The organism is Streptomyces sp. NPDC057010 (genome assembly GCF_042673805.1).
In the GTDB taxonomy this organism is placed as follows: domain Bacteria; phylum Actinomycetota; class Actinomycetes; order Streptomycetales; family Streptomycetaceae; genus Streptomyces.
This window is the reverse complement of sequence record NZ_JBHUSC010000025.1, coordinates 22212-39230: the sequence shown is the minus strand read 5'-3', so window position 1 is coordinate 39230 and position 17019 is coordinate 22212. Positions and strand designations below refer to the sequence as shown.

At 72.5% G+C, this 17019-nt stretch carries 14 protein-coding genes; 10 read left to right on the top strand and 4 right to left on the bottom strand.

The window, feature by feature from the left end; all coding sequences use genetic code 11:
• Nucleotides 1-4: 4 nt before the first annotated feature.
• Entirely contained in the window at nt 5-259 is a 255-nt protein-coding gene (locus tag ACFTXQ_RS21250; protein WP_382642939.1) for a MoaD/ThiS family protein, read from the bottom strand.
• 458 nt (nt 260-717) lie between these two features.
• Here ACFTXQ_RS21250 and ACFTXQ_RS21245 point away from each other — a divergent pair, with 458 nt between their 5' ends.
• The 5 genes from ACFTXQ_RS21245 (at nt 718) to ACFTXQ_RS21225 (ending at nt 6084) form a co-directional block, all read left to right on the top strand.
• Nucleotides 718-1509 (top strand): response regulator transcription factor, encoded by a 792-nt coding sequence (locus ACFTXQ_RS21245; RefSeq protein WP_382642937.1) that lies wholly within the window; start codon nt 718-720, stop codon nt 1507-1509.
• 23 nt (nt 1510-1532) lie between these two features.
• Complete coding sequence (locus tag ACFTXQ_RS21240; protein ID WP_382642935.1) at nt 1533-2555, top strand: LacI family DNA-binding transcriptional regulator; 1023 nt, start codon at nt 1533-1535, stop codon at nt 2553-2555.
• Between the two features lie 175 nt (nt 2556-2730).
• Entirely contained in the window at nt 2731-3867 is a 1137-nt protein-coding gene (locus ACFTXQ_RS21235) for a S1C family serine protease (protein ID WP_382642933.1), read from the top strand.
• Nucleotides 3868-3922: 55 nt separating this feature from the next.
• Nucleotides 3923-4654, top strand: coding sequence for a response regulator transcription factor (locus ACFTXQ_RS21230; protein ID WP_382642931.1), 732 nt, complete (start codon nt 3923-3925; stop codon nt 4652-4654).
• Entirely contained in the window at nt 4651-6084 is a 1434-nt protein-coding gene (locus tag ACFTXQ_RS21225; RefSeq protein WP_382642929.1) for a sensor histidine kinase, read from the top strand. Before ACFTXQ_RS21230 ends, ACFTXQ_RS21225 begins: the two co-directional genes overlap by 4 nt.
• Here ACFTXQ_RS21225 and ACFTXQ_RS21220 read toward each other — a convergent pair.
• Entirely contained in the window at nt 6064-6885 is an 822-nt protein-coding gene (locus ACFTXQ_RS21220; protein ID WP_382643052.1) for a phosphatidylinositol-specific phospholipase C, read from the bottom strand. The genes ACFTXQ_RS21225 and ACFTXQ_RS21220 overlap by 21 nt on opposite strands.
• Before the next feature lie 227 nt (nt 6886-7112).
• Nucleotides 7113-7682 (bottom strand): TetR/AcrR family transcriptional regulator, encoded by a 570-nt coding sequence (locus ACFTXQ_RS21215; protein ID WP_382642927.1) that lies wholly within the window; start codon nt 7680-7682, stop codon nt 7113-7115.
• A 127-nt stretch (nt 7683-7809) separates the two neighbouring features.
• On the opposite strand from ACFTXQ_RS21215, the gene ACFTXQ_RS21210 reads away from it, so the two are divergent.
• Nucleotides 7810-8610: an alpha/beta fold hydrolase gene (locus ACFTXQ_RS21210; RefSeq protein WP_382642925.1), complete on the top strand. Its 801-nt coding sequence runs from the start codon at nt 7810-7812 to the stop codon at nt 8608-8610.
• A gap of 189 nt (nt 8611-8799) precedes the next feature.
• Here the strand turns inward: ACFTXQ_RS21210 and ACFTXQ_RS21205 are convergent, their stop codons facing one another.
• Nucleotides 8800-10617 (bottom strand): bifunctional metallophosphatase/5'-nucleotidase, encoded by a 1818-nt coding sequence (locus ACFTXQ_RS21205; protein ID WP_382642923.1) that lies wholly within the window; start codon nt 10615-10617, stop codon nt 8800-8802.
• Between the two features lie 168 nt (nt 10618-10785).
• Between ACFTXQ_RS21205 and mshD the strand changes: the two genes are divergently transcribed.
• From mshD to pstS, 4 genes are all read left to right on the top strand, one after another.
• Nucleotides 10786-11715 carry a mycothiol synthase gene (mshD, locus tag ACFTXQ_RS21200; RefSeq protein WP_382642921.1) on the top strand — a complete coding sequence of 310 codons (930 nt, stop codon included), beginning with the start codon at nt 10786-10788 and terminating at the stop codon, nt 11713-11715.
• Nucleotides 11716-12353: 638 nt separating this feature from the next.
• Nucleotides 12354-14606: an RNA degradosome polyphosphate kinase gene (locus ACFTXQ_RS21195; protein ID WP_382642919.1), complete on the top strand. Its 2253-nt coding sequence runs from the start codon at nt 12354-12356 to the stop codon at nt 14604-14606.
• A 4-nt stretch (nt 14607-14610) separates the two neighbouring features.
• On the top strand, nt 14611-15558 hold the full coding sequence (locus ACFTXQ_RS21190) for a CHAD domain-containing protein (protein ID WP_382642917.1): 948 nt from the start codon (nt 14611-14613) through the stop codon (nt 15556-15558).
• A gap of 244 nt (nt 15559-15802) precedes the next feature.
• A complete protein-coding gene (pstS, locus tag ACFTXQ_RS21185; protein ID WP_382642915.1) occupies nt 15803-16936 on the top strand; it encodes a phosphate ABC transporter substrate-binding protein PstS in 1134 nt (377 codons plus the stop codon).
• Nucleotides 16937-17019: the final 83 nt, after the last annotated feature.

Sequence of the window (17019 nt, the reverse complement as noted above, 5' to 3'; positions counted from 1 at the left end):
CGGCTCACCCGCCCGCGAACGGCGGGAGCACCTCGACGGTGCCCCCCTCGGTCAGCAGGACGGCATCGTGGGGGCGCTTGCCCACGGGCTCGTCGTTCACGAGGAAGGAGCAGCGCAGCAGGACCCGGCTCAGCTCCCCGGGGTGGCGTTCCCGCACGGCGTCGAGCGCCTCGGCCAGTGTCCGCGCCGAGTACGGCTCCTCCGCCGTCTTGGCCGCGGCCTTGGCCGCCGCCCAGTAGCGGATGGTTCCGGTTGCCACTGCAGCTCCTATCGTCGGCTCTCTACCGTCGGCCTCCATGATGACCCCTCCCACCCACCGCTCCGGCGTGCCTCCGCGCGCCCCGGGTACGCCCGGGTGCGCCGCAGGGGGTCCACCGATCGCATGAAACCGGGGCATACGCTGGAAGAGGGCGTGGCAGGAACCACAGAAGAGGGAGCGGAAGAAGCCTCGGCCGGGAAAGGGCCGGTGGGCTATTCTGCTGCGAAGAGGATCCGGGCAACGTTGCCCCCGGGTCCTTTTGTGCTTTCAGCACGTTGAACGAACCGAGAACAGTGGTATCCATCCGGACCTCAGGGCGCGGGGACCGGGCGGAGGCCGCGCAGCACACGTACGAAGCAGAACCACGCATGTCCTCGACGGGACCGAGGAGGAACCGACGTGATGGACCAGCGAACCGTGTTCGACCTGCCGACGGGAACCGGGCGGGGTGGTCGGGCATGAGCTCCCTCCTGCTGCTGACCAACGCCCTGCAGCCGTCCACCGAGGTGTTGCCCGCCCTCGGCCTGCTGCTGCACAACGTCCGGGTGGCCCCCGCCGAGGGCCCGGCCCTCGTGGACACCCCGGGTGCCGACGTCATCCTCGTGGACGGCCGCCGCGACCTGCCCCAGGTGCGTTCGCTGTGCCAGCTGCTGCGCTCCACCGGGCCCGGCTGCCCGCTCCTCCTCGTGGTCACCGAGGGCGGCCTCGCGGCCGTCACCGCCGACTGGGGCATCGACGACGTCCTCCTGGACACCGCCGGCCCGGCCGAGGTCGAGGCGCGGCTGCGGCTGGCCACCGGCCGCCAGCAGCTCGGCTCGGACGACTCCCCGATGGAGATCCGCAACGGCGACCTGTCGGTCGACGAGGCGACGTACAGCGCGAAGCTGAAGGGCCGGGTCCTGGATCTGACCTTCAAGGAGTTCGAGCTGCTCAAATACCTCGCGCAGCACCCCGGCCGGGTCTTCACCCGCGCCCAGCTGCTGCAGGAGGTCTGGGGCTACGACTACTTCGGCGGCACCCGGACGGTGGACGTCCACGTACGGCGGCTGCGCGCCAAGCTCGGCCCCGAGCACGAGTCGCTGATCGGTACGGTCCGTAACGTCGGCTACCGCTTCGTGACGCCGGAGAAGGTCGAGCGGGCGGCGGCGGAGGCCGCGGCGCAGGCGGCCGCGAAGGCCGCGGAGGCCGTCACCCGGACGGCCGAAGAGCCTGTGATCGTCCACTCGGCAGGACGCCCTGCCCAGAGGTAGGTCACCCCGCGTAGACTTCGCGCGTGGCCAAGGTGACGCGGGATGACGTAGCGCGACTGGCGGGTACTTCGACCGCTGTCGTCTCGTACGTCATCAACAACGGACCCCGGCCGGTTGCCCCGGCCACGCGCGAGCGTGTCCTCGCCGCGATCAAGGAGCTGGGCTACCGCCCGGACCGGGTCGCCCAGGCGATGGCCTCGCGGCGCACCGATCTCATAGGCATGATCGTCCCCGATGCCCGCCAGCCGTTCTTCGCGGAGATGGCGCACGCGGTCGAGCAGGCCGCCGCCGAGCGCGGAAAGATGGTGCTGGTCGGGAACTCCGACTACCGGGACGAGCGCGAGGTCCACTACCTGCGGGCCTTCCTCGGCATGCGGGTCTCGGGCCTGATCCTGGTCAGCCAGGGCATGAGCGAGCGCGCCGCCACGGAGATCGAGGCGTGGGACGCGCGGGTGGTGCTGCTGCACGAGCGGCCCGAGGCTCTCGACGACGTCGCGGTGGTCACCGACGACATCGGCGGCGCCCAGCTCGCCACGCGGCACCTGCTGGAGCACGGCCACGAGTACGTCGCCTGCATCGGCGGCATCGAGAACACCCCCTCGGTCGGCGACCCGGTGGCCGACCACGTCGAGGGCTGGCGCCGCGCCATGCAGGAGTCCGGGCGCTCGACCGAGGGCCGGCTCATCGAGGCCCCGTACAACCGCTACGACGCGTACCGGGTGGCCCTGGAGGTCCTGGCCCGGCCCGACCGGCCGACGGCGATCTTCTGCGCCACGGACGACCAGGCCATCGGCGTGCTGCGGGCCGCCCGTGAGCTGCGCATCGACGTCCCCGGCGAGCTGGCGGTGGCCGGCTTCGACGACGTCAAGGAAGCGGCCCTGACGGACCCGCCCCTCACCACGATCGCCTCGGACCGGCCGGCGATGGCCCGCGCGGCGGTGGACCTCGTCCTGGACGACGGCCTGCGGGTGGCTGGCTCGCGCCGCGAGCGCCTGAAGCAGTTCCCCTCGGCCCTGGTCATCCGCCGCTCCTGCGGCTGCCGCTAGCCTCCGGCGGTCGGCAGCCCACCCTCCCGGCCCCCGCCGAACTCCCCTGCGGCCCGGCCTCCCGGGGCTCCGATGTCCGCCGGAGCCTGAGGTTTATATCGGGCATACGCGGTTCTGTCGGGCTTCTCAGGTCGGATTCAGGAAGCTCTCATCATCGGCGGCGAGAGTCGTAGCCATGACCGAGAGCTTCCGCCGCGAAGGCGAGTACCCGCAGGAGAACAGCCCGGCCGGGGCGTACCCGCCGCCGCCCGTGTACCCGCCCGCTCCCGGGTGGCACGAGGCGCACCAGCCCCCGGTCATCCGGGGCGAGACGGTCCCCGAGGCGCCCCGGGCCCAGGGCCCGGCCCACGCGGCCGCCCCGGCCCCCCGCGCCAAGCGGCCGGTCGCGCTGCTGGCCGCCGTCGCCCTCGCCGCGGCCGTGGTCGGCGGCGGCACGGCCGCGGCCGTCCAGCAGCTGACGGGCGCCCACAACGGCACCGGCTCCGGCGGCGTCAACGGCACCAACGTCTCCCAGTCCAGCAACGGCACCGTCTCCGGCGTCGCCGAGCAGAACAGCCCCTCCGTCGTCCGCATCGACACCCGCACCGCCTCCGGCCAGGGCACCGGCTCCGGCATCGTCGTCACCGCCGACGGCGAGATCGTCACCAACAACCACGTCGTCGCCGGCGCCTCCGAGATCCAGGTGACGATGAGCGACGGCAAGAAGTACACCGCCAAGGTCCTCGGCACCGACCCCGACAAGGACCTCGCCCTCATCAAGCTCCAGGGCGCGAGCGGCCTCAAGCCCGCCGCCCTCGGCAACTCCGACAACGTCAAGGTCGGCGACCAGGTCGTCGCCATCGGCTCCCCCGACCGCCTCACCGGCACGGTCACCAGCGGCATCGTCTCGGCGCTGAACCGCGAGGTGAACGTGTCCAAGCCGGAGACCCGGCAGTCCCCCCAGCGCGGCGGCGACGGCTGGCCGTTCTCCTTCAACGGCCAGCAGTTCAACGGGAACACCGGCAACGACACGGCCTCGTACAAGGCCATCCAGACGGACGCCTCCCTCAACCCCGGCAACTCCGGCGGCGCCCTGTTCAACATGAACGGCGAGGTCGTGGGCATGCCCTCCGCGATCTACTCCCCCTCCTCCGGCAACTCCACCGCCGGCAGCGTCGGCCTCGGCTTCGCCATCCCGGTCAACACGATCAAGGCCGACCTGGACTCCCTCCGCAAGGGCGGCCCCGGCGGCACGGGCTCGGGCGGCAGCGGCGGCAGCGGCGGCACCGACACGGGCAGCGGCTCCACCGGCGGCTTCGACAACCGGTTCTGACAGGGGACCGTGCGACGCTGGAGGCAACGTCACGACCACCATGGAGGAACCGTCCATGCATCCCGCCGAAGGCGAAGCGCGCATCCTCGTCGTCGACGACGAGCCGGCCGTCCGTGAGGCCCTGCGCCGCAGCCTCGCCTTCGAGGGGTACGCCGTGCAGACCGCGGTCGACGGGCTCGACGCCCTCGACAAGGCGGCCTCGTACGCCCCCGACCTGATCGTCCTGGACATCCAGATGCCCCGGATGGACGGTCTGACGGCGGCCCGGCGGCTGCGCTCCGCGGGCAGTGTCACCCCGGTCCTGATGCTCACCGCCCGCGACACCGTCGGCGACCGCGTCACCGGCCTCGACGCGGGCGCCGACGACTACCTCGTCAAGCCCTTCGAGCTGGACGAGCTCTTCGCCCGCGTCCGCGCCCTGCTGCGCCGCAGCTCCTACGCCGCCCCGCGGCCCGGCGCCGACAGCCACGAGGACGCGCTGACCTTCGGCGACCTGCGCATGGACCTCGCCACCCGGGAGGTCACCCGGGCCGGGCGCCAGGTGGAACTGACCCGGACCGAGTTCACGCTCCTGGAAATGTTCCTCGCCCACCCCCGCCAGGTCCTCACCCGCGAGCAGATCCTCAAGACCGTCTGGGGCTTCGACTTCGAGCCCAGCTCCAACTCCCTGGACGTGTACGTGATGTACCTGCGCCGCAAGACCGAGGCGGGCGGCGAGCCGCGCGTGGTCCACACCGTGCGCGGGGTCGGCTACGTGCTGCGGGCCGGCGAGAGCGGTCCCGAGTGAGCCCGGCCGCCAGATTCCGCGCGCTGCCGCTGCGCTCCCGCCTGGCGCTGCTGGTCACGGTGGCGGTGGCGCTGGCCGTGGCGGCCGTGGCCGCCGTGTCCTGGGTGATGGTGCGCAGCCAGCTCCGCGACCAGCTGGACAGCACGCTGCGCGCCACCAACGCCGAGGCCCAGGCCAACCAGGTGTACAAGGCGTTCGGCTGCGTCGCCGGCGCCGCCCTGCCGGAGCGGCCCTCCAACAACCTCAGCGCGCAGGTGCAGATCGTGCTGCCCAACGGCGGCCACTGCTGGGTCGACGGCCGGAGCACCCTCCAGGTCACCGACACCGACCTGGAGGTCGCCCAGCGCCGGCGGGGCCCCGTCCTCTACGACGCGACCACGTCCGACGGCACTCCCGTCCGCGTCTACACCCAGCCCGCCCTCCTGCAGGGGCAGCCCGCCGCACTGTCCGTCGCCAAGCCGCTCGCCGATGTCGACAAGCCCCTGTCCACCCTGGCCTGGGTGCTGCTCTTCGTCTCCGCCGTCGGAGTCGTCGGCGCCGGCGCGGCCGGCCTCTGGGTGGCCCGTACGGGACTGCGGCCCGTCGACGAACTGACCGACGCCGTCGAGCACATCGCCCGCACCGAAGACCTCACCGTGCGGATCCCCGACGAGGGCGACGACGAGATCGCCCGCCTGTCGCGGTCCTTCAACTCCATGACGGCCTCCCTCGCCTCCTCCCAGGAGCGGCAGGCGCAGCTGATCGCCGACGCCGGGCACGAGCTGCGCACCCCGCTCACCTCGCTCCGTACGAACATCGAGCTGCTCGCGCGCAGCGAGGAGACCGGCCGGGCCATCCCGCCCGAGGACCGCAAGGAGCTGCTGGCCTCCGTCAAGGCGCAGATGACGGAGCTCGCCGCGCTGATCGGGGACCTCCAGGAGCTGTCGCGCCCGGACGCCGTCCCGCACGGCCCGCTGGGCGTGGTGGGCCTGCACGAGATCGCCGGGAGCGCGCTGTCCCGGGCCCGGCTGCGCGGCCCCGAGCTGGAGTTCACCGCCCACCTGGAGCCCTGGTACGTACGGGGCGAGGCGGCCGCCCTGGAGCGCGCGGTGGTCAACGTCCTCGACAACGCGGTGAAGTTCAGCCCGCCCGGCGGCGCGGTCACGGTGACGCTGCGGGCGGGGGAGCTGGCCGTCCGGGACCACGGGCCGGGTATCCCGGCGGAGGAACTCCCGCACGTCTTCGAGCGGTTCTGGCGCTCCCCGCAGGCCCGCGCCCTGCCCGGCAGCGGCCTGGGCCTGTCCATCGTGGCCCGTACGGTGCAGCGCGCGGGCGGCAGCGCGCAGCTGCGGGCGGCAGCGGACGGCGGCCCGGGGACGGAGGCGGTGCTCCGCTTCCCGGGCGCGCCGACGCTGCCGCCGGGCGGGCCGTCAGTTGTGCCGGATCAGTGAGGCGACCAGGCCGGAGCGGGTGTTCGGGAAGTCCATCGGGACGATCCCGAGCCCGGCCCGGCCGGCCAGCTCCCCGCCGTCGACGAAGGCGTGCACCTGCGGATTGAGCCGGTCGGAGTTCCAGCGCGGCGGCATGTAGGCGGCGGTGCTGGTGTAGTTCACGAACAGCTTCCCGGGCTGCTGGACGGCCTTGCGGAAGTGGTTCTCGATCCGGCCGCGCTTGGCGAAGGGCTCGGTGTTGTAGTCGTCCTGGATGTCGAAGACGTTGCCGTCGCCGTAGCGCAGGCCCGGCAGCCCGCCGTTGTCGGCGAGGAGGACCACCTTGCCGCGGGCCTGCCCGAGGTTCGGCAGGGTGTCGGCGATGCGGAACAGCGGGCGCCAGCCGCGGTGGTCCAGGTAGTCGTCGAAGACGGCGCGGAAGGTGGCGTCGCCGTCCGTGGAGTACTCCTGCTTGACCCGCATCAGGACGGTCTCGGAGGGGTGCGCGGCGAGGAAGTTCGCGCAGGCGACGAGCACGTCGCCGAACATCAGGTCCTGGAAGAACGCCGCGTGGTGGATGGCGAACGAGCCGCCGGTGACCCGGCAGCGGACGTCGAGGAAGCGGATGCCCGAGTCGAGCTGTTGGGCGATCGAGGTGTTCTGGCAGGCCACGTAGAGGCCGCCCTTGGTGGCGCCGGAGTCGTGGGTGCCGGGGATGGTCATGCGCTGGAGGGCGGTGGAGTCGGCCAGGCCGGCCATCCAGTCCTGCGTGCCGAGGGTCCGCGCGGAGGCCGGGGCGGCCGCCGCGGCGCCGAACGCCATGGCCGTGCCCGCGGCGAGGGCGCCGGCCAGGAAGCCGCGCCGGCCCAGGCCCGGGCCCGCGCCGGGGCGCGTTCTCGCCGCCGTGCCCGCGTCCGCAGCCGTAGCCGTTCCCGCGTCCGTGCCCGTGCCCGTAGCCGATGCCACGCCCATGCCCGCCCCTTTGCCGACCCAGTGGTGGGACCGGATTATGGCGTGCGGAAGCAGCCTTTACTACCCGTCGGTAGCGGTCAGCTTTCGAGCAACTCGACCATCGTGCGCAGCCCTTGGAGGAGTTCACCCCCGGTCGGTGCCTGTCCCGGGTCGGTCAGGGTCTGCACCATCACCCCGCTCAGCAGCGCGATGTGCATCGAGCCGAGGGCCCGTACGTCCTCCTCGGACACCTCGCTCTCGGGGACCCCGCGCAGCGCCGCGGCCACCACCCGCCGGTTCCGGCGCTGGCCTTCGGCCAGGATCGCGAGCAGCTCGGGCGCCGACTGCGCGTGCACGAAGGCCTCGACGGAGGCCAGCCACAGCCAGCGCATCTCGCCGAAGTCGCGGATCTTGCGGTCCCAGGTGTCGGCGTACCGCTCCCCCGGCGTGTCGCCCTGGCCGGCGAGGCGGCCGGAGCCCGCGGCCCACTCCTCCATCGCGGCGAAGAGCGCCTGGTTGAGCAGGGCCTCGCGCGATCCGAAGTGGTAGCCGATCGCCGCCATGCTCACCTGCGAGGCCGTGGCGATGTCGCGCACGGTCGTGCGCAGGTACCCCTTCTCCTCCAGGCAGCGGCGCGCTCCGGCCAGCAGGTCCTCGCGATTTCCCATGCGGCGATCGTAGCCGCGCCCTCTTCTTGGGCAAGCGCCCAAGACAACCGTATTGCGCAAGCGCCCAACTCCTGGCAGGCTGAAGCCACCGGAAGCCGCGAGGCCGAGGAACCAACGGGGAGACGCCATGCGCCACGAACTGAAGATCGACGACCGCACCCTGTCCTACCTGGACTCCGGCGGCACCGGCCGCCCCCTGCTCGCCCTGCACGGCGGGCTCTCCGAAGGCGGCGCCTTCATCGGCCTGGCCCAGGCCCTCGGCGGCGAGTGGCGCGTCATCGCCCCCGACCAGCGCGGCCACGGCGACTCCGACCGCGCCCCGCACTACCGCACCGAGGGGTTCGTCGCCGACGCCCTCGCCCTCCTGGACCACCTCGGCCTGCACGACCCGGTGACCGTCCTCGGCTACTCGCTGGGCGGCATCACCGCCACGCACCTGGCGGCCGGGCACCCCGACCGGGTCGGCGCCCTCATCAACGTCGACTCCACCATCGAGGTCCCCCTCACCGGAGCCCCCGAGCCAGGGCGGGCGCCCGCCGGGTTCGAGTTCCTGCACACCATGCGCCACACCGCGGCCACCCGCGAGGAACTCCTGGAGGCGGCCGGCCCGATCGGCTCGCAGTTCGTCGCGCAGGCCCTGCGCCCGCTGCCCGACGGCGGCTGGCGGCTCCCGTACCACCCGCAGGACATGCTCGACGCCATCGCCGGGGCGCGCGGCGACCACTGGGACGCCTGGCTCGGCAGCCACTGCCCCGCCGTGCTGATCCACGCCACCGGCAGCGCACCCCTCCCGCAGGCCACGGCCGACGCGATGGTCGCCCGGCGCCCGGGAACCTCGTACATCCCCCTGGACGGGGACCACTTCGTGCCCTTCACCCGACCGGACGCCTTCCACGCGGCCGTCGGGACGTTCCTCGCCGGCCTGTGACGCGGGAACGGAGGAGGGGGGGGGGGGGCCCCCGGCCCCCCCCCCCCCCGGGGGGGGGGCCCGGGGGCGACGTTAGGCCCGGGTTGGGGGGGGGCGCCGGCGGGGGGCGGGGGGGCGCCGCCCGCGGAACGGGAGCTGGGGGCGGCGGCCCCCGGGCCCCCCCCCCCCCTCGGGGTCGCGTCCGTCGTCCTACTTGACGACGGTGATGCGGTCGGCCGCCGGCGGGGCGATCGGGGCCGCCGCCGTCGACTTGGCCAGGTAGGCGTTGAAGGCGTCCAGGTCGGGCACGCCGACGAGCTTGTTCTTGTGCTCCTTCAGGACGGTGAAGCCGTCACCGCCGCCCGCGAGGAACTCGTTCATCGCGACGCGGTAGGTCTTGGCGGGGTCGATCGCCGCACCGTTCAGCTTCACCGAGTCCACGACGATGCGGTCCGCGCCCGTCTTCGTCATGTCCAGGGTGTAGGTGAAGCCCTTCGACACCTGGAGGATCTTCGGGTTCGGGCCGTTGACCGTACCGCTGACCTGCTGCTGGAGCGCGGTGATCAGCTGCGCGCCGGTCAGGTCCACGATGTTCATCAGGTTGTTGAACGGCTGAACCGTGTAGGACTCGCCGTACGTCACGACGCCGTCGCCCTCGTCACCCGCGGCCTTGTAGGCCAGGTCGGCACGGATGCCGCCCGGGTTCATGATGGCCAGCTGCGCGCCGCCCTTGTCGGCGGGGGCCGTGGCCTCCAGCTGCGCGTCGGCGATCAGGTCGCCGAGCGGCTTCTCCGGGGACTCCGAGCCGCGGCCCGCGATGTCGGCGGAGATGTAACCCATCGGACGGTTGGCGACCGGGGCCGCCAGCTTCTTCCACCGGTCGATCAGCTCGGTCATGTCGGGGGCCTTGGGCACGTCCCGGCTGACCAGCTTGTTGACCGGCTTCGGCGAGGTCACCGGCGTACGGACGATGTCCTTGGTCTGGCGGTCGTAGGTGAGCGTGGTGTCCGTGAACAGCCGGCCGTAGGAGGCGGCCGAGGTCACCGTGCGCGGGTTGCCCGCCGGGTCGGGGATGTTGCACGAGTACGCCTGGTGCGTGTGGCCGGTCACCAGGGCGTCGACCTTCGGGTCCACGTTCTTGGCGATGTCCACGATCGCGCCCGAGATGCCGGCGCCGGCGCCCGGGACGTTGCAGTCGTAGTTGTACGCGCCGCTCGCGGGCAGGCCGCCCTCGTGGATCAGCGCGACGATCGACTTCACGCCCTGCTTGTTCAGCTCGGCGGCGTACTTGTTGATCGTCTCGACCTCGTCGCCGAACTTGAGGCCCTTGACGCCCTCGGCGGTGACGACGTCCGGAGTGCCCTCCAGGGTGACGCCGATGAAACCGATCTTCACGTCCCCCTTCTTCCAGATGAAGGTGGGCGACATCAGCGGACGCTTGGTCTTCTCGTCCGTCACGTTCGCGGCGAGGTACTTGAACTCGGAGCCCGTGAACTCCTTGCCGTACTCGAAACAGCCCTCGACCGGGTGGCAGCCGCCGTACTGCATGCGGCGCAGCTCGGTCTTGCCCTCGTCGAACTCGTGGTTGCCGACGCTCGTGACGTCCAGCTTGAGCTTGTTCAGCGCCTCGACGCTCGGCTCGTCGTGGAAGAGCCCGGACAGCATCGGGCTGCCGCCGATCATGTCACCGGCTGCGGCGGTGACGGAGTACTCGTGGCCCTTGCGGGCCTCGCGCAGGCCGGTCGCGAGGTACTCGACCCCGCCCGCGGGTATGGCTTTGGTGGTGCCGTCGGCCTGACGCTCGGTCACGCTGCCGGAGGAGCCCTGCGGGGGCTCCAGCGTGCCGTGGAAGTCGTTGAACGACAGCATCTGCACGTCGACGGTCCGGCTCTTGCCGCCGGGACCGCCACCACTCGCGGCTCCGGCCGGCAGGGCGGCGGCGACCATCGCCCCGGCCCCGGCCGTGACGGCGAGGGCGGTGAAGGTCAACCGGCGGGCTCGGCGGTGCCGTTGTGGCGTCGCTGACATTTAATCCCCTTTGTGGACAGCGATACTGCATGGGAGGTCCGCCGCAGCCTATTGTCAACGCGCGTAGCACGACAGGGGGGAACGGGTATCGAGCTGGTTACGTGCAGAAGACGGACCGACTCCGCGCCCGCCCCCTCCGGGTGCCCGCGACGGTCGTAGGCTCGTGACATGACTGACGCAGCAGCGGCCCTGGAGCCGGGACGGCAGATTCAGACCCTCGACGAGCTGACGGAAGAACAGGCCGCGGCAGTGCTCGCCCTGATCGAGGAGGCGGCGCGCACCGACGGCACCACCGCCGTCTCCGAGCAGGGACGGCTCCAGCTGCGCGGCGGGCCGCGGGAGGGCATCCGGCACTTCCTGCTCACCGACGGCGGCCGCCTCGCCGGATACGGGCAACTGGAGGACACCGACCCGGTGGAGGCCCCGGCCGCCGAGCTGGTCATCCACCCGGCGCTGCGCGGGCGCGGCCACGGGCGGGCGCTGGGCACGGCCCTGCTGGCCGCCTCCGGAAAGCGGATCCGGGTCTGGGCACACGGGGGCAAATCGGCCGCCCGGCACCTCGCCCAGGTGCTGGGCCTGACCCTGTTCCGCGAACTGCGCCAGCTCCGCAGGCCCCTGGGCACGGAAGCCGCCCCGCTGCCGGAGCCGGTCCTCCCTCCCGAGGTCACCATCCGCACCTTCGTCCCCGGGGCGGACGACGCCGCCTGGCTCGCGGCGAACGCGGCCGCCTTCGCCCACCACCCCGAGCAGGGCTCGCTGACCCAGCGGGACCTCAACGACCGGATCGCGCAGCCGTGGTTCGACCCGAAGGGCTTCTTCCTCGCGGAGCGGGAGGGCGAGCTGGTGGGCTTCCACTGGACCAAGGTCCACCGGGAGGAACAGCTGGGCGAGGTCTACGTACTGGGCGTCCGCCCGGGCGTCCAGGGCGGCGGCCTCGGCAAGGCCCTGACGTCCATCGGCCTGCGCCACCTGGCGGACTCCGGGCTCCCGACGGCGATGCTCTACGTCGACGCCGACAACCCGGCGGCCCTCGCCGTCTACGAGGGCCTCGGCTTCACGACCCACGAGGTGGACCTGATGTACCGCACGGAAAGCTGACCGGACTACACCCGGCCCCGCCCGGCCCCCACCATGCTCCGGGGCTCCGCCCCGGCCCCCGCGCCTCAAACACCGGCGGGCCCGGTTTTGCCTCCGGCGGCGCCTCAAACGCCGGCGGGGCTGAAATTGCCCTCCGGGCAATCCAGCCGCCGGCGCCTGAATCCAGCCCCTCCGGCGTTTGAGGAGCGGGGTACGGGGCGGAGCCCCGGTCTTTGAGCCGCACCCGCGGACTCAGGCGGCCACATCCAGCGCCTCCGGCGCTTGGGGCGCGGGGCACGGGGCGCAGCCCCGACCCTGAAGCCGCACCAGCCCACTCAGGCAGCCAAACCCAGCCCCGCCGGCGCTTGAGCCGCGGGGCCCGGGGCGGAGCCCCGATCCTGAAGCCGCACCCGCGCACTCAGGCAGCCAAACCCAGCCCCGCCGGCGCTTGAGCCGCGGGGTCCGGGGCGGGGCCCCGGGGATCGGGCCGCGCCCGCACCCCCGGCCGCAGATCCGGAGCCGGGAAGCCACGCGCCATTCACCGGGCATTAAGACGCGCTTGCGACTCTCCCCCCATGCAGCCCCGGCAGCCCCGCCTCCGACTGACGGCCGACACTTCCGACGCGCCTGTCCTCCCGCGCGCGCGGAAGAATGGAGTCATGAGCCACCAGCCCAGCGCCGGCCCCACCGAGGTCCCCGCCCAGCACCCGTCTCACCCCGCCGCGGCAGCGAACGGCGCCACCCCCGCACGTCTGGGGTCGATCTCCGCCCACCGCCCCCACATCGACCTCGATCCCGACCTCGACGCCGATCTGGACGCCTACGAGGACAAGGACGCCGGCGAGCTCCCCCCGGGCCGCTTCCTCGACCGGGAGCGCAGCTGGCTCGCCTTCAACGAGCGCGTGCTGGAGCTCGCCGAGGACCCCACCACCCCCCTCCTCGAGCGCGCCAACTTCCTCGCGATCTTCGCGAGCAACCTCGACGAGTTCTTCATGGTCCGCGTCGCCGGCCTCAAGCGCCGCATCGCGACCGGCGTCGCCACCCGTTCGGCCTCGGGCCTCCAGCCCCGTGAGGTCCTGGACCTGATCTGGACCCGCTCGCGCGAGCTCATGGCCCGGCACGCCGCCTGCTTCCAGCAGGACATCGCCCCGGCCCTCGCCGAAGAGGGCGTGCACCTCATCCGCTGGCCCGACCTCACCGAGAAGGAGCAGGCCCGCCTCTTCACGCTGTTCCGGAACCAGATCTTCCCGGTGCTCACCCCGCTGGCCGTGGACCCCGCGCACCCCTTCCCGTACATCTCCGGCCTCTCCCTCAACCTGGCCGTCGTCGTACGCAACCCCGTCAGCGGCCACCGCCACTTCGCCCGCGTCAAGGTCCCGCCCCTCCTCTCCCGCTTCCTGGAGGCCTCCCCGCAGCGCTACGTCCCGCTGGAGGACGTCATCGCCGCGCACCTGGAGGAGCTGTTCCCCGGCATGGAGGTGCTCGCGCACCACATGTTCCGCGTGACCCGCAACGAGGACCTGGAGGTGGAGGAGGACGACGCCGAGAACCTCCTCCAGGCCCTGGAGAAGGAGCTCATGCGGCGCCGCTTCGGCCCGCCCGTCCGCCTGGAGGTCGAGGAGTCCATCGACCCCGGCGTCCTGGACCTCCTCGTCCAGGAGCTGAAGGTCAACGCCTCCGAGGTCTACCCGCTGCCCGGCCCGCTGGACCTGACCGCCCTCTTCGGGATCTCCTCCCTGGACCGGCCGGAGCTGAAGTACCCGAAGTTCGTCGCCGGCACCCACCGGGACCTCGCCGAGGTCGAGTCCGCGCACGCGCCCGACATCTTCGCCGCCCTGCGCGAGCGGGACGTCCTGCTGCACCACCCGTACGACTCCTTCTCCACCTCGGTGCAGGCCTTCCTGGAGCAGGCCGCCGCCGACCCGGACGTCCTCGCGATCAAGCAGACGCTCTACCGCACCTCCGGCGACTCCCCGATCGTGGACGCCCTGATCGACGCCGCCGAATCCGGCAAGCAGGTCCTCGTACTGGTCGAGATCAAGGCCCGCTTCGACGAGCAGGCCAACATCAAGTGGGCGCGCAAGCTGGAGGAGTCCGGCTGCCACGTCGTCTACGGCCTCGTCGGCCTCAAGACCCACTGCAAGCTGTCGCTCGTCGTCCGCCAGGAGGGCGACACGCTGCGTCGCTACGCGCACGTCGGCACCGGCAACTACCACCCCAAGACGGCGCGCCTCTACGAGGACCTCGGCCTGCTCACCGCCGACCCGCAGGTCGGCGCGGACCTCTCCGACCTCTTCAACCGGCTGTCCGGCTACTCGCGCCGCGAGACCTACCGCCGCCTGATGGTGGCGCCGCGCTCGCTGCGCGACGGCCTGATAGCGCGCATCGACAAGGAGGCCGACCACCACCGGTCCGGCCGTCCCGCCTCCGTGCGCCTGAAGATGAACTCGATCGTCGACGAAGCGCTCATCGACTCGCTCTACCGGGCCTCCCGGGCGGGGGTCCCCATCGACATCTGGGTCCGCGGGATCTGCGCGGTGCGCCCCGGGGTCCCCGGGCTCTCGGAGAACATCCGGGTCCGCTCGATCCTCGGCCGCTTCCTGGAGCACTCCCGGGTCTTCGCCTTCGGCAACGGCGGCGAGCCCGAGGTGTGGATCGGCAGCGCCGACATGATGCACCGCAACCTCGACCGCCGTATCGAGGCACTGGTCAGGGTCGCCGACCCGGCCCACCGCGCGGCCCTGGACCGGATGCTGGAAACCGGGATGTCCGACCTCACGTCCTCCTGGCACCTGGGCCCGGACGGCGAATGGACCCGGCACAGCACGGACGCGGACGGCCAGCCGCTGCGGCACGTACAGGAGATGCTCATAGACGCCCGGAGGCGCCGGCGTGGCTCAGCCAAAACATGACCCGATGGCACGGGCGGACGCGGGTGACGTGCTCGGCACGTACCTGCGCTCGCAGGCCACCGTTTTCCTCCGCGCGCTGCGCCTGCACGACGAAGGCGCAGCGGGCGGGGCCGATGCCGCCGGGGGCATCGATGCGGCGCGCGGCCTGCGGGGGGCTGCGCGCCGCATCAGCGGCTCCCTGGCCACCTTCCGGGTGGTGACCGAATCGTCCTGGGCGGACTCGCTGCGCACCGAGCTGGTGTGGCTGTCCTCGACCCTGGCCGACGAGCACGCGTACGCGGCCCGGCTGGTGCGGCTCCTGGACGCGCTGCACCGGCTGTCGGGGACGCCCGAGGTCCCGGCGCCGCGCGGCGGCGCGGGCGCGCTCACGGTGGGCTCGGCCCGGGCGGGCGCGCTGCTGGAGCGCCAGCTGACCCTGGCCCGGACCCGCGCCCACTCGGCGACCCTCCAGGCGCTCGGCTCCGCCCGCTTCCATGCGGTGGCGGACGCCGTGGCGGTCCTGGCCTCGGAGGTCCCGCTGGACGCCGTCGCGGCCCGGGGGCGGGTCGCGGAGGTCCTCGTACCGCTGGCAGAGGTGGCCGAAACCCGCCTGTCGGCGGCGGTGGCCGCGCTGCCGCCCGCCGAGGAGGAGCACCCGTACAACGCGGACCGTGACGGGCTCTGGCACGAGGTACGCCGCCTCCTACGGGTCCACCGGTACGCGCAGGAGGCGCTGGGCGCGGACGTGACCCGGCTGGAACTCGCCGGTGAGGCACTGGACCGCCACCGCGACGCCGCCGAGGCCGCGGGGGCCTCGGCGACCGCCGCCCGCACCCCGCGCATCGCGCCCGCCACGGCCTACGCGCTCGGCGTGCTCCACGCCGACCAGCGCCACGAGGCCGAGGCCGCCCGCCTCGCCTTCCGGCACGTCTGGCTCCCGGCGCCCGTGCCGTCGGGAGTCACGTCGAGATAACGGCCGGGTAACGGATGGTTACGCCCGTGTGCGGACCCGCCGGAACGCACCGGGTCGTCCGCCACGGTTCACCGTCCGTTCACTCGGCCCGGTCGGCCGCTTCACCTGTTCTGCCTAATTTCAGTCGTGCACGGTGTGAGTCGCCCGCAAGTCGCGCGGCCCGGCCGGGCACACCGACGTAGTCCTCTTCGCACGCCGCCCCGATACGGAAACGGCCGGCGGCTTCTGGAAGGAACACCCGAAAGTGAAGCTTCAGCGCAAGAACATGCTTCGTGCCTCCGCCCTCGGGGCGCTTGTCGTGTCCGGCGCCCTGGTCCTCACGGCGTGCGGCTCGGACGACAACACGAAGACCGCGGACGGCACGGCGAAGCCCTCGGCCGCCGCGGGCGACATCAAGTGCGACGACGCCAAGGGCAAGCTCCTGGCGTCCGGCTCCTCCGCGCAGAAGAACGCGGTCGAGCTGTGGGTGAAGAACTACATGGCCGCCTGCCCGGGCGTCGAGGTGAACTACAAGTCCTCCTCCTCCGGTGAGGGCATCGTCGCCTTCAACCAGGGCACCGTCGGTTTCGCCGGCTCCGACTCGGCGCTGAAGCCGGAGCAGGTCGAGGAGTCGAAGAAGGTCTGCACCGGCGGCCAGGGCATCGACCTGCCGATGGTCGGCGGCCCCATCGCCCTCGGCTTCAACGTCTCCGGCGTGGACAAGCTGAACCTCGACGCCGCCACGATCGCCAACATCTTCAACGACAAGATCAAGAAGTGGGACGACGAGGCGATCAAGAAGCTGAACCCGGGCGTCACGCTTCCCTCGACCGCCATCCAGGCGTTCCACCGCTCCGACGACTCGGGCACCACCGAGAACGTCACCAAGTACCTCAAGGCCACCGCCCCCGACGCCTGGCCGTACGAGCCCGCGAAGAAGTGGGCCGCCCCGGGCGGCCAGGCCGCCTCCGGCTCCGCCAGCGTCGCCGCGCAGGTCAAGCAGGTCGACGGCGCGATCGGCTACTTCGAGCTCTCCTTCGCCAGCTCGCAGAGCATCAAGACCGTCGACCTGAACACCGGCGCCTCCGCCCCGGTCAAGGCCACCGGTGAGAACGCCTCCAAGGCCATCGCCGCCGCCAAGGTCTCCGGCACCGGTTCCGACCTGGCCCTGAAGCTCGACTACACCACCAAGGCCGAGGGCGCCTACCCGCTCACACTGGTGACGTACGAGGTCGTCTGCGACAAGGGCAACAAGCCCGAGACGCTCGCCACCGTGAAGTCCTTCCTGAACTACGCCGCCTCGGACGCGGGCCAGAAGGTCCTCACCGAGAACGGCTACGCGCCGATCCCGGCCGAGATCAACACCAAGGTCCGCGCGGCCATCGCCTCGCTGGGCTGATCCCTGATCCCGGGGCCCGGTCCGCTCCCCCCGTCCGGGGGGCGGACCGGCCCGCGGGACCCTTCCCCTCCACCCGGGGGAAA

What these genes read in the sequence shown, in the direction of transcription:
- ACFTXQ_RS21245 (WP_382642937.1), top strand. Translation starts at nt 718, where the DNA reads ATGAGCTCCCTCCTGCTGCTGACCAACGCCCTGCAGCCGTCCACCGAG.
- ACFTXQ_RS21235 (WP_382642933.1), top strand. Translation starts at nt 2,731, where the DNA reads ATGACCGAGAGCTTCCGCCGCGAAGGCGAGTACCCGCAGGAGAACAGC.
- ACFTXQ_RS21230 (WP_382642931.1), top strand. Translation starts at nt 3,923, where the DNA reads ATGCATCCCGCCGAAGGCGAAGCGCGCATCCTCGTCGTCGACGACGAG.
- ACFTXQ_RS21220 (WP_382643052.1), bottom strand. Translation starts at nt 6,885, where the DNA reads ATGGCGTTCGGCGCCGCGGCGGCCGCCCCGGCCTCCGCGCGGACCCTC.
- ACFTXQ_RS21215 (WP_382642927.1), bottom strand. Translation starts at nt 7,682, where the DNA reads ATGGGAAATCGCGAGGACCTGCTGGCCGGAGCGCGCCGCTGCCTGGAG.
- ACFTXQ_RS21210 (WP_382642925.1), top strand. Translation starts at nt 7,810, where the DNA reads ATGCGCCACGAACTGAAGATCGACGACCGCACCCTGTCCTACCTGGAC.
- ACFTXQ_RS21205 (WP_382642923.1), bottom strand. Translation starts at nt 10,617, where the DNA reads ATGTCAGCGACGCCACAACGGCACCGCCGAGCCCGCCGGTTGACCTTC.
- mshD (WP_382642921.1), top strand. Translation starts at nt 10,786, where the DNA reads ATGACTGACGCAGCAGCGGCCCTGGAGCCGGGACGGCAGATTCAGACC.
- ACFTXQ_RS21195 (WP_382642919.1), top strand. Translation starts at nt 12,354, where the DNA reads ATGAGCCACCAGCCCAGCGCCGGCCCCACCGAGGTCCCCGCCCAGCAC.
- ACFTXQ_RS21190 (WP_382642917.1), top strand. Translation starts at nt 14,611, where the DNA reads ATGGCACGGGCGGACGCGGGTGACGTGCTCGGCACGTACCTGCGCTCG.